Here is a 14,524-nt window from a genome sequence, read left to right as displayed (position 1 = left end):
GAGGGTTGAGCTTATGGATCGCTGAAACGCTCTAAGTCCGCAAAACCCTGCGTTCTCATACATAGCTTTTAGTAAAGAGCCTGCGTCTGACGGAGGCTCTTTGTGCTGCTTTTGTTAGGTTGTAGAACAAATTTTGAGGGAGTCTATGAGGGGTCAACTGGCAACTAAAGTTGTTAAGCCAAGCTTTTCTTTGGAGCAATAGCTTAAGACTAAGATACGAAACTTTAAATTGCGTTTATTAAAAATTCATTAAAATTCAATGGAAAGTATATTAATACAACTGTAAACTTCCGACATATTATTTAAGAGCTTTTCGTTCACTATTCTTTGGGAGATGAAACCATGTTACAAAGTATTAAGAATCGCCTATTCAAATCATTGAGCATGGCCAACACATTGGCCATGGTCTTGTTAGTCATTATCGTTCTCGTTTTTGCAACCTTGGGGACGTTCATGTATTCAAGCACGCAAAGCATGCTTGTCAAGCAGCAAGAGGCCATGCTTCAGGCCAAGACGCAAGCGGTCGTCAGTCAATTTGATGCGTTATTTAAGGAAAAGGGCTCGCTTGTCCAACAAATGTCAACCAATAATCTCTTTAAGAAATATATAGAGACTACTGAATCGGCTGAGATGGTGAAAACTTCTCCATATGCTGCGGAAACCGAAGCGACCCTAGCAGCGATTGTAAAGGCAGAGCCATCTTTTGCCGATGCTTGGATTGCGGGAATAGCTGGCAAAGGTTTCTATTTACAGAATGATGGTATTACTTCCAAGCCCGACTTCGATATTCATACACGCCCATACTTCAAGCCAGCTGTTGAAGCAGACGGTTTATACTACTCAGAACCCTATAAGGACGTCAATTCGGGTAATATGATCATGGGCATTTTCTATCCAATCAAGGATAACAGTAACCAATTAATCGGATTTGCAGTTGTTGATATTGCCTTAAAAGACATCCCTGCCATTATGCAAAGCTATTCGCTTGGAAGCACAGGCTATTCGATTCTTGCATCCAAAACAGGTGATATTTTGTATCACCCTGATCAAAATAAAGTGCTGAAAGAAAAGATTAACGAAAACACAGGAGATCTTGGCGAGATTGGCAAGAAAATGATTGCCGGTGAGTCCGGAGTACAGTTGATTTATGATAATGGGGAACCTCGTTATATCGGGTATGGAACCAGTAAAGATACAGGGTGGTCTGTAGGCTTAACCATTTCTCAACAAGAGGCGCTCGCAGAATTAAAAGCGTTTACCCAAATTATTATTGGCGGTTTTTCGGCAGCCAGCATCCTGCTCGTTGTGATTTGTTATATAACGCTCCGCTATCAGTTAAGAGCAATCCCGAAATTGCTCGCCAAAATCAAGATGATTGAGAATGGAGATATGACCGTTCAGTTTGATACGCATTCCAACAACGAAATCGGGCAAATTCATCAGGGAGTTTACAATATGGTTCAAAAAATTCAAGGCATGCTCAAAATGGTGGGTGGCTCAGCCCAAGTCTTGAATCAGTCTTCTCATGATTTGCAATCCATTTCTTCCAGAACCGCAATCACGATGAACGATACGGCGACAGCAATCAATGAAATTGCCAATGCGACGAACTACCAGTCCATTGAAACAGATAACATTTTGCAGAAAACTGGAGCATTATCCGGACAAATTGACGAAATTGCCAATGATACAAAAGCCATCGAGTCAATGGTGCAAACCTCGGTCGAACAAAGCGGACAGGGGCTTGCAGTAGTAGACCAGCTATCCAAATGGGCGGAAGAAAATCATAATTCCACCCAAGCGATGTCGGCTATCATTCAGGATATCGATCTGAGCCGTCATGAGATTTCGAGCATTGTGGATACGGTCAACCAAATTGCAACACAGACCAACCTGTTGGCGCTCAATGCTTCTATTGAAGCTGCGCGTGCAGGAGAACAGGGCAAAGGGTTTGCCGTGGTTGCCGGAGAGGTTCGCAAGCTGGCTGAGCAGACGGCGCTGGCGACACAGGAAATCTACAAGAAGGTCCGTGTCATCGAAGAAAAAACCAGTGTATCGGTTGAGCATACCGTTCACGGTCTGAAAATCGCAGAAGAAAATGCGAGATCAGTGGAGGACACGAAGCAAGTATTCTTTAGCATTAACAAGGATTTGGAAGATTTGAAATTGCGAATGATCCAGATCAGCACCAACACCTCCAAAGTCCACAAGCACAAAGATGAGATTTTGCAGGCGCTGGAGATCATCTCTTCCACCACAGAAGAGAACTCCGCTTCAACCGAAGAGGTCAGCGCCAGCACGCAGGAACAATTGGAGAGCTTCGAACAAGTTGCTGAACTATCCAAACAATTAAACCAATTGTCCAATAAGCTGCAAGACGAATTAAAACAGTTCAAGGTTGAGTAACAAGTCTACTAGGCATGATGTTGACTTATATACAGCAAAGCCCGCGTCTAGCGGGCTTTTTAGCTTCAATAGCTGTTGTGGGGATACAGATAGGCCATACGTGTTAACTGAAATATTAGCGGGGTGGACATATGAATTGCTTTGAAAAAAATATGGTGTCCGTCTGGTACGGTCACTTTGCCTCTGAAGATGAGTTGTTTGAATATGTTGAGATCAAATACCCGGAAGATGAGAATGAGGATGTTTTTAGCGGGTTTTTAAATGACCATAAAATAGATGATTTTGACGAAGATTTTGCTGAAGGAGTCTTTCTGGTTGACGGGACCGATGATGGTATAAAAGATGTTTCCTATGTTGATTCTTTTTTATCTCCACTATTAAATGACATAAGTAAAGTAGATGGTAAATATAATTCGTTGTTCTTTATATATGATTGTAATACAAGCGGTTTATCTGAAAAAAATGGCGAGGAACTACGCTTTTTAGCCGCATATCCTTATTCAAAAGATTAACGATTACACTATTCTTTTGTCTTCGGAGTCTCATTCCAAGTAATTATGATAATGAAAATTGAACTTAAAGGATCAATAATTTGATCCGAAAGAATCAGGGACTTAAGGTAAATTTCCACCTTAAGGCCCTTTTTTTGTGCAAAATTAGATTTCCAAATTTTTGAACGGCTGATATACTAAGGGGACAAGCGAGATGAAGATAAACCTACTTTATCGGGATGAAGCAGGAAGGTTCGGCAAACGCTGCTCTCCAAAGTGGCCTTTGCGGTGGCCGAGCAGTACATAAGGGTTGGACAGCTAGAAGACTGACTATTTCCAGGGCAGAGAGAAGGCCGCCACCTGACGGAACGTTCAGCGCAGAAAGTGTTTGAAAAAGCGCTGGCTGAAGCGGGCATTCGCAAACAGGTGAGTATCCATTCGCTAAGGCATTCCTTTGCGACCACTTGCTGGAGAATGGGATTGATCTTCGCTATATTCAGGAACTGTTAGGGCATCAGAGTGTGCGAACAACGGAGCGGTATACACATGTGAGCAGACGGGACATTGGGCGGATTCAAAGTCCGTTGGATCGGATGAGCGGGCTGGAGGATTGAAACGCAGAAAGTGCGGGAATAAGGAGAAAAGTGCAGGATTCACGAAGTTCGTGAATATGACAAAGAGAGTATTCTTTCGGAAGTTCGTAAATAAGACGTTATACGAAATCATCTTACATAAGAGGAGACCAAATATGAATTCTAATGATTTTTCATGGAAAGAAGTCTATTCATACTGGAAGCACTTTATTGAAGAGTATAGCTATAGATCTATTGACGAACTAAGTTTTAAAAAAATTAAAATACAACCACAGTTAAATCCTAATCTTAATATTGGAACTGAAATAATAGATTGGTGGCCAACCAATGAAGTTGAATATAGGACAAAGAAACTAAATGATCGAGGCATTTTAGGTGCTGATTGGGATACAGTAGTCGGTTTTAATCGAACAGCTGAAATGTTATGGAACAACAAAGAAAGTAATGAGCAGCAAGCCCTGATTTGGATTGCTGCCGGACTGAATGAAATATTATCTCATCTTCCAGAAGAATGGAGAGGTGATCCATATAGATTTATCTATGAAACCAAATTGAATATCATGAAAGAATTTAAAAATAGAGATATGTGGTCGTGGCATGGATCAACCAGAAATTTTTTGCCTGTTACCGTTAATAAATTTATGGAATTATACTCTAAACCAATGGAGATATATAACTTAATGAATATCATAGCCATTGATAATGTCTTTTCAAGAAATGCATGGACATTAGTTTGTGTTTCTCGAGAAGAAGATGACTCCGTATAACATAATATTCACGCATCGGGCATACGCCCTCGGTCCGGCAGAGGGATTTCAGAGAAGCAGAGGCAGCCGGACACACCTGGCACGTCAGGTGTCGTGAATACAAGAACGTTATGTGAAATTCTATCAAGTGCTTTTTAAGTCTGAAAAATAAAGTTAAATTCAAATTGATAACATCATAGAAATGAAAGTAGGTGTTGGAAATAAACCCGTACCGTGGATTTGTTGCTAGCATTTCAGCTACGGATTTTGAAAAATATTGTCTTGAAGTATTGAAGGCATATGCTGAGACTGAAGAGCTTAAGGATTTTTCAATACTTCATAATCAAAAAGTTCAGACCAGTGATGGAGAATATCAAATAGATATTATGGCTGAATTTATCGCCTTGTCCGTAAGTTTTAAGGTTATTGTTGAGTGTAAGCGTTATACAAGACCTGTAGAACGTGAAAAAATCGTAGTTTTAGCGGATAAGGTACGAAGTTTAGGAGCACACAAAGGAATATTAATTTCTACTTCGGGTTTTCAAAGCGGAGGAGCGGAATATGCAAAGCAGCATGGAATTGCTTTGATACAAATATTTGATAAGGTTGTTATGCATATTCAAGCTTCTGGTGATCCTCAAGTGAATCCAATACTCGCAGAATTTATTGAACGATCTCCTGAGTTTTACGCCTATCAATGGAGTACTAATTTAACTGATTTTCCTGATAAAAAGATATATCCATCAGAGAAAATGTTGTTAAAAATCAGGGAGGAAATAATGAAAAGAATCCCTAAAAGGATTGAGTAAAAATAACTTTCAGATAGAACCTCACATAACATTATAATCACGCATCGGGTATCCCCCCTCGGTCCGGCAGAGGGATTTCGGGGAGAAGGAGCTGCCGGACACACTTGGCATTCGCCAAGCGTCGTGAATATAGTGAACGTTATGTGAAATCAGCCTAAATAAGAGAGAAAGAGTGAGATAGATGATTCAAAGCAGATATTTATTCGTATCTCGTGCAGGCAAAGTTATAAAGATCGCCCGACCTAAAGATCATAAGCATAAATCTGTTCCTCAATTAGCAGGTTAGGAAGTACTTGAAGTGATCTTATATTACAGGAATAAAGACAGGAAGCCGCATAAACTACTTATGGTGGAATTTGATAGAATACATTTAGATTCGGACGGAAATTATAAACAGACAGAAGAAGACAGAAAAAGAGCTATTCATAATTTTCTTTCTTTTGGGATGGCTGATTTGCATGAAGGAATAGAGGTAGAAGATAAGCCACTACCTATACCTGGTGCGCCGATAATTCCGACGACTGCTGAGAAAAAATCATTATACGATTACATAAATGAGAAACTACCCAGTTTTTCAGATGATGCTCCTTATGTAGTGGAAAGTAAAATTAAAATTAAAACTGCTAAAGAGAAATATGAAGAGTTTAAAAGCATGGCAAAGAAATCAAACAAGCTGTCTAAGTAGTTCGAAGAAGAAGCAGACATCACATAACATAATATTCACGCTGCGGACATTCGTCCTTGGCCCCGGCATACGCCGGACACCCAGCATATGCTGGGTCGTGAATACAGGAACGTTATGTGTAATTATTGAAAAGATCATGGAGGGGAAATCTATGAAAAAGAAAGAATATAAAGATAGATTTATTGAATTACTTAATGAAGGAATTGAAGAACTAACAGCAGACCAAGTAATCCACAAAACGAAATTGTTGATTTTTGAATATGAGAAAAAGCAAGCGTATAGTACAGAAAATAAGGGGAGACCTTGGACAGATGAAGAGTTAAGAGTAGTATTATCATTTGCACCAACTAAAGAAAACATACTGAAGTTGGCCAAAGGATTTAAACGTAGCTACGGGAGTATTGAACAAATTTTTAGATGGGCTGTAACCACGGATGAAGAGATTATAAATAAGGGAAGAGAAGATGATAGTTTTATAAAACAGATTAGAAGATTGTATAAAGAGATGGGTTGGAAGGCGTAAATTAGAATGTCAATCAATGGAGCGATAACTACACATAACATAATATTCAAGCTGCGGCTCCGTTGGAGCCTAGGTCTGTGAGAAGGAGTTCAGGGAAGCATTTCAGCAGACACCCCTAACGGGTTCATAAATACAAGAACGTTATAGGAAATACTTGATAAAAGGAGAAAGCAAAATGTTTTAGAAATCTCTGCGGATGAAAGGGTATTAAAGATAGATGTTTCACCGAAAATGGCTTATGAATTCAAAGGAACATTTTATGAGTTTCCACGTTCAGAATTTAATGAAGAGTACCCACAAATTTATCATACAAACCTCTGTTGTAGTTTCAATGGAACAAATGGATATGGAATGTACATTGACGCAAGAGGTAGGAATCAATGGAAAGAAAAAATGGGAGATTCTTGGTTTTGTTGGCTTGATACATTAGACGATGATTATGCATTAATTAGTAAAAGAGCTGATAGAATTGTAAATGAAGATATATATGGAGAAGCTTTCGAATACGGGAGTTTATATTCCATACTCGGACATTTACAAATTGCAATTGTATATTTGCAGAAAAATTAAAAGCTGGGTAAGCGGTTTACATGTCGCATTAGTCCGGCTGAAATGTCGCAAAAGTACATGGTAACGCGATGTGGAGATATATTATACTCGCCTTATATTTCGATAATGAAAATCATTATCATACATAAGGAGGCTTCACCATGAATAAAAGAACAAAGAGGCAAGCTGCCGGAAGCATGGCACATGGTGACCATAAATCACGATTTTTAATGGGCTGGATGCTGGCCCTTGTTCTTGTACTGACGGCTTGCGGTGCCGGAGCAGGTACAAATGGCGGCAATGAGTCTGCTACAACTCCAACGGACACGCCTTCGAATGGAGCGTCTCAGACTGCCGGAGCCTTCCCGGTTACGATCTCGCATATGAAGGGTGAGTATACGCTTAACGAGAAACCAAAGAAAATTGCTGTGCTTGATGTCAAATTTCTGGATCAATTGCTAGCCATTGGCGAGCAGCCGGCAGGCAGTGTTATCGCTGAAGGCAATACCACATTTCCAGAATATTTAGGCGATAAGCCGGGTGACGTACAGGTTTTAGGTACACGGGACAAGCCCAATCTGGAAGCGATTGTAGCATTGGACCCGGATCTTATTTTAATGACTGATTTTCAAGAGAAAGAGTATGAGAGAGTAAGCAAAATAGCGCCCACAATCGTACTTGACTTCTACGAGGACTGGCGAGATACGTTAGCTACGGTGGCTGCGATCACAGGTAAGCAGGCAGAGGCAGAAACTGTGCGTAAGGCTTATGAGGACAAAATTGCAGGACTGAAGGAGAAGCTGTCGGAGAAATTGGGAGAGGAAACGGTAGCACTTATTCGTCCGAGAAAAGAAGGCATTCGTGTTCATGGTCTTGAGCATCGAACAGGCGGCATTCTGTATGAGGATTTAGGCCTAAAAATGCCTGCATTAGTCCAGAAGATCAAAGATGATACCTCCGTTGAAATCTCGATGGAGAAAGTTCCTGAGATTGGAGCAAATCATTATTTTGTTCTGTCTGATGAGTTGTTTGCGGCAGAGGCAGAGGCTTTGGATAGCAGTTCAGTATGGAAATCCCTTGATGCAGTCAAAAATAACCGTGCATATGATGTTAATTCTACACTTTGGATCGCTTATTATGGCCCACTTGCAATTAATATTATTGTAGATCAGGCATCGGAAGCACTGTTGGGATCGAATTAAAATGGACCATTATCTATCGACTGACTTATGGCAGCAAACGGCGGATGAACACTCGATTCGGCTTGGTGAGCCGTCTGAAGATAATGTCCGTATTATTGCTTTGAGTCAACTACATGAAGAAGCTGCATGCCGAGAGTATTTAAGCTGGCTTCAAGAGTATATTGGTGCGCCTGACATGAGGGTAGCCGCTTCGATGTTAGCTAAGCGAATCGGCTACCTGTGGATTGCTCCGTTACTGACCGCGATGAGCGTTCATCATCAGTATGTTTCTTTTCGGCTAGACAACAGCTTTCTCTATCATCCGACGCTCACAGCTAATGAGGGGGAGACGCGTTTTCCTTTTCTGGCTATAAACGGGCTTCGGGCAGAAGCACTAACGGGAGACAGGGAAGTATGGCGGGAAAAGGTGGTAAAGGAGATGTTTGCGTTACACCTTGCACCGCTGTTAAAGACGCTTGCTGCGATTGCTCCTCTTTCGATGAGTATCCTTTGGGAGAATATCATGATACGCATTGTCCCATTATATACTCCTGAAGTAGACAATGCTGAGCAAGAAAGTCAGCACATCCAGGCAGATTTTTCATATCTGACGCAAGGAGCGCCCGGGCATTTGTTCGGTGTAAAAAGAAATCCGTTCACTCGGTTCACAAAAAATAAGGACAGCATTCCAGCCGTGAAAAGCAAGCGTACCACCTGTTGTTTTTATTACCAGATGTCAGGGGAATATTGCAGAAAATGTCCGAAAATTGACAATGAGAATAAATCTCAATTAAAATGACAACAGCAACAATTTTACTTTTGCTAACAGGCCTGGTTGTAGTTAATTGGTTAAGCCCAGTCATGCGAGTCACTCTAGCAAAGGATGCTATTGTCAGGAGATGAGAGAAATGCCGCTACAAGAACAGACAAGTCTATGGAGTGATACAACGATCAAGATGCTTGACGAGTATAGCGGTACTTTGCAGACAGGCAGTGTTCTTCGCGAAACGGAATTAACTTCTAATGTGTTGTTGCTGGCATACGGAGGGGAAGGGGAGCTTGCAATGAATGGTGAGGTTTGCCACATTGGAGCTTCTTTTGTTGGTCATGTTGTTAAGGGGACATCCTTAACGCTGACGGCTAGATCAGACGACATTTATTATATCGTGATCATGTACAAGGCTTCTTCCATGGAGGGAGCCTCTCTTGTTTTGCCCTCATATCGCAAACACCCGTTGCGCACTTCATTTGTGCAAAATTCGGTAACCCAAGCAGAATGGATTGAGAATGCAGAAAAAATCGTTGCCAAATGGCGTCGTGGCGAAGGGATGGAACGTTTTCATGCCAATGCGTTGCTTCAGGGTATGATCTACGAACTGATCATGGATTACGAACGTGGTCATGGAGGAGAAGCGTCTGACATGGTGGATGTTGTCGCTTCATATATAGCGTCGCATTATCGCCAGAATCTGAAGCTTAAAGAGCTGGCAGCCCTTGCTGGATGCAGCTTAAGACAGCTGCAGCGACGATTCAAACAAGAGAAGCAGCTCGGACTGATTGAGTATGTCATTCAGTTGCGCATGGAGAGTGCATCGCGGATGCTGCGTCATACGGATGCTCCCATCGGTGAAATTGCTGACAGAATGGGCTATCGCGACATGTATTATTTCAGTAGGGCGTTTAAGAAATATTATGGCGTCCCTCCGCTGCGTTATAGGCTTGATGCCGCTTCGAAAACAGATATAGACTATGCCCATTCCTTGCAGCGGAACCACACAGCTTCTTCATATGAGTCGGCTCAAGGCTCGGTGATATGCCATATGCGAGGGGAATACTATGTTATCGGATCTCCGAAGCGTATCGCTGTACTCGATGTGCAATATGCCGATCATTTGCTTGCGCTGGGGCTCTCTCCAGCAGGTAGTGTAGGACTAGGAAGTGCAGTGTTACATTTCCCTCAAATGATCAGGGCAGGACTTCAGAATACCGAATTACTCGGAACATATGAGTATCCCGACCTGCTTGCATTGGAACGACTGTCTCCAGATCTGATTATTTGCACCGAGGTGCATGATCAGCACTATGAACAGTTAAGCCGGATCGCTCCAGTTCTCATGTTTAAGCGCAATGAAAACTGGCAGACCATTCTGAAGCTGTTCGGTGAACTGACAGACAAACGAGAAGAGGCAAAGCGTATTATAGCGGATTATCACCGACGAACCACATTGCTGTCCGAAGAACTTGCTCCGGTACTGGCAGGCAAGAGCGTGGCACTGATCCGTCCGCTGGATTCTCTGGTTCGCGTGCATTCTGCCTCTCATCGTACAGGGGCTGTACTGTACCGTGATCTAGGTCTGCCTGTTCCGTTATTTGTGGCAGATACCTCCGACACGGCCTATCACATCTCAGTTGACAGACTACCGGCTGTACATGCCAGCCATTACTTCTTGCTTAGCCATGAACTCATGCAGGAGGAAATATCGGCGACAGAGCAACGTGTCTGGGGAATGCTTGATACCGTTGAGCGCCAGCACATACACGCGGTCGATGCCGCGACATGGATCGGCTGTTATGGACCCACTGGCATCAATGGCATTGTGGATCAGATCGCTCAGGCTTTGTTGGCTTGATGGGGGAAGAAGTTGCTACTTGTGCGCATAGAGATTTTAACAGGAACTAAAGACAGTTCATCTTTGCCTTATGTCATAGAGGGAAAGTTGAACTGTTTTTTTGCCAATCCATCAGATAACATCATATCCACGCATCGGAGCCTGGCGGTTCCTCGGTCCGGCAAAGAGGATTGCCAGGGAGCGGGGGCAGGCGGACACATACGCACGACGGCCGCTCATTTCGTTCGCATAAGTCAGAGGAACATCGTGAACACAGAAACGTTATATGCTAGAAATGATGGACAACAAATAGAATAAAAGAAAAATGTAAGAAAATACATGGGAACACTCGGTTCTCAGAAGTAAACACAGGTAAAATATGGATACAATTGACTCTTGGGTGGGTATGGTTTTCCTTCGAAAAGTGAGACCATGGATGTAAAAGATGCGGTGACTCTAATGTACTATTTTGAACATCTATTCTTGCACTTTTAACATGCATCAATAACAACAAGAGAAAGTAAAAAACCACCTAAAGGTTAAGAGCCGAAGGTGGGTTTTTATTACCTGAGACTTAGAAGGGAATAAACCCTCCAAGCCAATTGTAATGACCAGATGTTGACCGTAATTGGTCTTTCTTTAAGTGTGCTAACAGATGAAAAAAGATGAATTAAAGAAAAAATTAGATAAGTGAAGTGAAAAGCAAGTTAGTAAGCAAACTCATATGCGAAATACTATGCAACAATTTTAAAAATCTATTAAAACAAAGAAAAGAAAATGAGGGATATGCCCAATGACATTACAGGACCTATTTAATGAAAAACCAACTCAATTGTGGAACAAAAGAATGGTTGAATACGGAGATGACCTTTTTACGGAAGAGAGATTATTAATGTCTGATAAAGTCCTGAATAACTATCTAAACCAATTAATATTATTACAAGAAACTAAACATCCTGAAGGTATTATGAAGGCTGTAGAAGAAATTGTAATTACGATTAATGAATTGAATGAAAAGAACGACTATTTTATTGAAACGATGGAACCTGAAGAACTGGCTGAATTTATAGATAAGGCAGCAAGACTAGCTGGATTAGAAATTGAGGAAGATCAAGATATTACAGAAGAATGGAGAGAATGGTGATGGTGAATTAAACAGGATTTCTAAGTAGATTCAATGAATTCATGGTACCTTTGTATAACATTACATCCAAGCATCGGGCCGAGACAAGCCCGACCCTTGGTCCAGAAGAGGCATTTCGGAAGAGCAAATTCACCGGACAAATTCAACTGGCTAATTGGCAGAGCCACCCGGCATTACGTGCCTTAAGCTGTTTGAACTTCGGGAATACCCAACGTTATGTGAAATAGTAGACGGAGAAGAGTGTTTACTTCATGTTCTTAAATTTTTGAAAATTAAATTACAGATGGATCAATGGATCTTTGGAGGTTCAGAATTCATCGTATCGTTAAGCTGGGTCACAAAAACATTTTCGTTCGGGCCAGGGTTATTTCGAAACATTTTCGCTTCATCCACCAAAATTTCGTCTGTATCCGTGCCGAGTATCTTTATTGTTGCATCAATGAATGAAGCAAGCGGCATCGCCCGTGGTTCATCGTTGTTGCTTTGAACCCATGGGGGCACAATTTCTATTACTTTTACCGATGTGTCTTTAAGCATGTACCTTTGGGACAGCGTATAGGTATGAAGTGCTGCCTTCGTCGCGGAGTATACAGCAGTTGTCGCTAACGGTACAAATCCAAGTATTGAAGTCGTGTTGATGACAACCGCTTCTTCTTTGGACTTCAAATGCTCGATGAATGCAGAAGTTAACCGAATGGGACCTAGCAAGTTTGTCGTGACAGTCGAAATCAAAACATCCTCATCGATCACGCCCGCTGCGTCATCGGACTGTATGATGCCGGCGTTGTTAATCAAGACATTAATATCCGGGTATTCTTCGATTAACTGCTTGGCGGCCGCCTTTATGCTGGCAGGATCTTGTACATTCAATTCCACTGCGGACATGCCGGGATTCGCTTTGATCGTCTCCTCCAGACGCTCTTTACGTCGACCGGAGATAATAACTTTGTTTCCAAGCTTGTGGAGAGCTTCTGCTAACGCACGTCCAATTCCCGAACCGCCGCCTGTAATAAAAATCGTGTTTCCTGTAAGTTTCAATTTTTAAACCCTCCTAATTCAATGTGATTTAAATCATTCCAAAGACTGTAAATCAATAGCTCTCATGATTATAGCTCCTCTAAAATTGAACATATGTTGAATCATCAACATAAATTTTATAAAGTGAATGTATCAGAGCGGTATAGGGGGTTCAATGGTTAAAACAAGCGTGGTTGTTGATTTTTCAACATAGGACTTCCAAATGTTCATTTTTTCGGATGGTACAAAGGGGAGAAGGATATGGACAGGCGTATTCAAAAATCGAGGCAAGCCATTATTGATGCTTTTATGAGGCTGATGTCTGAAAAGGAATTCGAGAGAATTACGATCAATCAAATTGCGGAGGAAGCGAATGTCAATCGCGGAACGGTTTATTTGCATTTCGCTGATAAGTACGATCTGCGCGATCAATGCATGGAAGCTCAAATTAAAGAGTTACTACACAATTGTATGTCTGAAGATAACTTCTTTCATCTCCCTTCCAAAACCGCACTACTGCGTACGTTTGAATATTTGGAGCAGCATGCTTCATTCTACTCTATAATGCTGACGAACAAGGGAAGTACGGTTTTTCGAAACCAAATAGAGACAATGTTCCGGCAAAGTCTGTGCGAGCATCTGGATTCGATCAACCTCGATCAGGATATGAACAGGGACATTACGGTGCAATTTTTAATTTCAGCGGCAGTGGGGGTATTAGAATGGTGGATTACCCGTTCGATGCCGTATCCGGCATCGGTCATAGTTGAACAATTTTGGAATTTACTGAACTGTGGTGTCGAGGGACACGAACGAACATCGTCCAGATGAGCCTCTAATGTAGAGGCTTTTTTGAGACTGACACCCATAATGAAGATAATAAAAAGGAATGTTTTCATTTTATACTAATATTAGAGCAATAGTGTCAAATATAATGTTACCATCTAATCGAATATTGAGCTACAGCAGATTCATTAACATCTTGATTAGGAAAAATAACCCTATAATATTGAGTAGCTGCAGAATAAACATAGTCTATATCTTATATACTTAGGACTTCCGATGCTTAAGAAACCACCAAGTCTTATATACCTAGCAAATATTGTGGGTTGATCATGAGAAATAGCAATTCTCACCGCTGTACCAATTCTATACATCTCTCCAACGCCTATTGTCACAGGTGTATTTGTAGAAAACATAACAAAAGATTCTTTTTCCGTCTGGTTTTGATTTATTGTTTTCACATAAAGATCACCGGATATTTCTAATGGCCCTCCATCCAAGTTGTGCCCATAAGAAATTCCGATTAATGTTACTTCAAGCATCACAGCCATTTCTACATCTCCTTATGACTTATTTCCTGCCAAAAAATCGACCATGGACTAAATTTTTTGCTACCGAAAGGCTACTGTTTCAAAGGAAAAATTTCTATATCTAATCATATATGCGATAATTACACTCTTTTGATTGTTCTAATCGATAGGATTATATTCTTGAGATAATTCCAATATGTAAAAGTTTTAAAATAAAAAAGCTCGACTTAAAAGTTAGTGTTTGACGAAGTTATTCCATTTTCATCCTTGTCCTTTACGTTAAGCACTGATTTCAGTTTGGAGTCAAAAAATTGCAGATTGATTTTGAATGCATAATGAAGAAGTTCGGTAACTTCTGATAACATAATATTCAAGCTTAAGAATTCTCACAGAGCCTTGACCTGCTGGGATGGAGTTCGAAGAGGATTTCAGCAGACAACCCCTTTGGGGGTCATGAA

14 protein-coding genes and 1 pseudogene are annotated in these 14,524 nt (G+C 41.2%); 13 read left to right on the top strand and 2 right to left on the bottom strand.

All coding sequences use genetic code 11. From position 1 onward, the window contains the following. Positions 1 to 342 precede the first annotated feature (342 nt). From ACN6NF_RS17190 to ACN6NF_RS17135, 12 genes and pseudogenes are all read left to right on the top strand, one after another. Positions 343 to 2,406 carry a methyl-accepting chemotaxis protein gene (locus ACN6NF_RS17190; protein ID WP_474318744.1) on the top strand — a complete coding sequence of 688 codons (2,064 nt, stop codon included), beginning with the start codon at positions 343 to 345 and terminating at the stop codon, positions 2,404 to 2,406. A gap of 131 nt (positions 2,407 to 2,537) precedes the next feature. Then, positions 2,538 to 2,918: an immunity 22 family protein gene (locus tag ACN6NF_RS17185; RefSeq protein WP_474318743.1), complete on the top strand. Its 381-nt coding sequence runs from the start codon at positions 2,538 to 2,540 to the stop codon at positions 2,916 to 2,918. A gap of 363 nt (positions 2,919 to 3,281) precedes the next feature. Beyond that, a pseudogene (locus ACN6NF_RS17180) lies at positions 3,282 to 3,511 on the top strand (tyrosine-type recombinase/integrase). A 134-nt stretch (positions 3,512 to 3,645) separates the two neighbouring features. Further along, positions 3,646 to 4,257, top strand: coding sequence for a hypothetical protein (locus ACN6NF_RS17175; protein WP_100212688.1), 612 nt, complete (start codon positions 3,646 to 3,648; stop codon positions 4,255 to 4,257). A 191-nt stretch (positions 4,258 to 4,448) separates the two neighbouring features. Next, positions 4,449 to 5,045: a restriction endonuclease gene (locus tag ACN6NF_RS17170; protein WP_474318742.1), complete on the top strand. Its 597-nt coding sequence runs from the start codon at positions 4,449 to 4,451 to the stop codon at positions 5,043 to 5,045. A gap of 346 nt (positions 5,046 to 5,391) precedes the next feature. After that, positions 5,392 to 5,730 carry a hypothetical protein gene (locus tag ACN6NF_RS17165; protein WP_474318741.1) on the top strand — a complete coding sequence of 113 codons (339 nt, stop codon included), beginning with the start codon at positions 5,392 to 5,394 and terminating at the stop codon, positions 5,728 to 5,730. A gap of 151 nt (positions 5,731 to 5,881) precedes the next feature. After that, positions 5,882 to 6,253 carry a hypothetical protein gene (locus ACN6NF_RS17160; protein WP_474318740.1) on the top strand — a complete coding sequence of 124 codons (372 nt, stop codon included), beginning with the start codon at positions 5,882 to 5,884 and terminating at the stop codon, positions 6,251 to 6,253. 231 nt (positions 6,254 to 6,484) lie between these two features. Next, a complete protein-coding gene (locus ACN6NF_RS17155; RefSeq protein WP_474318739.1) occupies positions 6,485 to 6,823 on the top strand; it encodes a hypothetical protein in 339 nt (112 codons plus the stop codon). Positions 6,824 to 6,963: 140 nt separating this feature from the next. Next, a complete protein-coding gene (locus ACN6NF_RS17150) occupies positions 6,964 to 8,004 on the top strand; it encodes an ABC transporter substrate-binding protein (protein WP_340865141.1) in 1,041 nt (346 codons plus the stop codon). Between the two features lies 1 nt (position 8,005). Further along, positions 8,006 to 8,782 (top strand): (2Fe-2S)-binding protein, encoded by a 777-nt coding sequence (locus tag ACN6NF_RS17145; protein ID WP_058829969.1) that lies wholly within the window; start codon positions 8,006 to 8,008, stop codon positions 8,780 to 8,782. Between the two features lie 109 nt (positions 8,783 to 8,891). After that, entirely contained in the window at positions 8,892 to 10,613 is a 1,722-nt protein-coding gene (locus ACN6NF_RS17140; RefSeq protein WP_165081971.1) for a helix-turn-helix domain-containing protein, read from the top strand. Positions 10,614 to 11,385: 772 nt separating this feature from the next. After that, the gene (locus ACN6NF_RS17135) at positions 11,386 to 11,736 is read left to right on the top strand and encodes a hypothetical protein (RefSeq protein WP_474318737.1); all 351 of its coding nucleotides are present in this window, start codon (positions 11,386 to 11,388) and stop codon (positions 11,734 to 11,736) included. 288 nt (positions 11,737 to 12,024) lie between these two features. Here ACN6NF_RS17135 and ACN6NF_RS17130 read toward each other — a convergent pair whose 3' ends face one another. Next, positions 12,025 to 12,774 carry an SDR family oxidoreductase gene (locus tag ACN6NF_RS17130; protein WP_257126125.1) on the bottom strand — a complete coding sequence of 250 codons (750 nt, stop codon included), beginning with the start codon at positions 12,772 to 12,774 and terminating at the stop codon, positions 12,025 to 12,027. A 240-nt stretch (positions 12,775 to 13,014) separates the two neighbouring features. Here ACN6NF_RS17130 and ACN6NF_RS17125 point away from each other — a divergent pair, with 240 nt between their 5' ends. Next, complete coding sequence (locus ACN6NF_RS17125; protein WP_090889568.1) at positions 13,015 to 13,584, top strand: TetR/AcrR family transcriptional regulator; 570 nt, start codon at positions 13,015 to 13,017, stop codon at positions 13,582 to 13,584. A 170-nt stretch (positions 13,585 to 13,754) separates the two neighbouring features. Here the strand turns inward: ACN6NF_RS17125 and ACN6NF_RS17120 are convergent, their stop codons facing one another. Beyond that, positions 13,755 to 14,087, bottom strand: coding sequence for a hypothetical protein (locus ACN6NF_RS17120; protein ID WP_474318736.1), 333 nt, complete (start codon positions 14,085 to 14,087; stop codon positions 13,755 to 13,757). Positions 14,088 to 14,524 lie beyond the last annotated feature (437 nt).

The organism is Paenibacillus sp. TSM33, assembly GCF_056099025.1.
This window is presented reverse-complemented; position numbering and strand designations above follow the sequence as displayed.

Excerpts from the sequence above, each read along its gene's own strand:
- ACN6NF_RS17190 (WP_474318744.1), top strand. The coding sequence starts at position 343 with ATGTTACAAAGTATTAAGAATCGCCTATTCAAATCATTGAGCATGGCC.
- ACN6NF_RS17185 (WP_474318743.1), top strand. The coding sequence starts at position 2,538 with ATGAATTGCTTTGAAAAAAATATGGTGTCCGTCTGGTACGGTCACTTT.
- ACN6NF_RS17175 (WP_100212688.1), top strand. The coding sequence starts at position 3,646 with ATGAATTCTAATGATTTTTCATGGAAAGAAGTCTATTCATACTGGAAG.
- ACN6NF_RS17165 (WP_474318741.1), top strand. The coding sequence starts at position 5,392 with ATGGTGGAATTTGATAGAATACATTTAGATTCGGACGGAAATTATAAA.
- ACN6NF_RS17160 (WP_474318740.1), top strand. The coding sequence starts at position 5,882 with ATGAAAAAGAAAGAATATAAAGATAGATTTATTGAATTACTTAATGAA.
- ACN6NF_RS17155 (WP_474318739.1), top strand. The coding sequence starts at position 6,485 with ATGGCTTATGAATTCAAAGGAACATTTTATGAGTTTCCACGTTCAGAA.
- ACN6NF_RS17150 (WP_340865141.1), top strand. The coding sequence starts at position 6,964 with ATGAATAAAAGAACAAAGAGGCAAGCTGCCGGAAGCATGGCACATGGT.
- ACN6NF_RS17145 (WP_058829969.1), top strand. The coding sequence starts at position 8,006 with ATGGACCATTATCTATCGACTGACTTATGGCAGCAAACGGCGGATGAA.
- ACN6NF_RS17140 (WP_165081971.1), top strand. The coding sequence starts at position 8,892 with ATGCCGCTACAAGAACAGACAAGTCTATGGAGTGATACAACGATCAAG.
- ACN6NF_RS17135 (WP_474318737.1), top strand. The coding sequence starts at position 11,386 with ATGACATTACAGGACCTATTTAATGAAAAACCAACTCAATTGTGGAAC.
- ACN6NF_RS17125 (WP_090889568.1), top strand. The coding sequence starts at position 13,015 with ATGGACAGGCGTATTCAAAAATCGAGGCAAGCCATTATTGATGCTTTT.
- ACN6NF_RS17120 (WP_474318736.1), bottom strand. The coding sequence starts at position 14,087 with ATGGCTGTGATGCTTGAAGTAACATTAATCGGAATTTCTTATGGGCAC.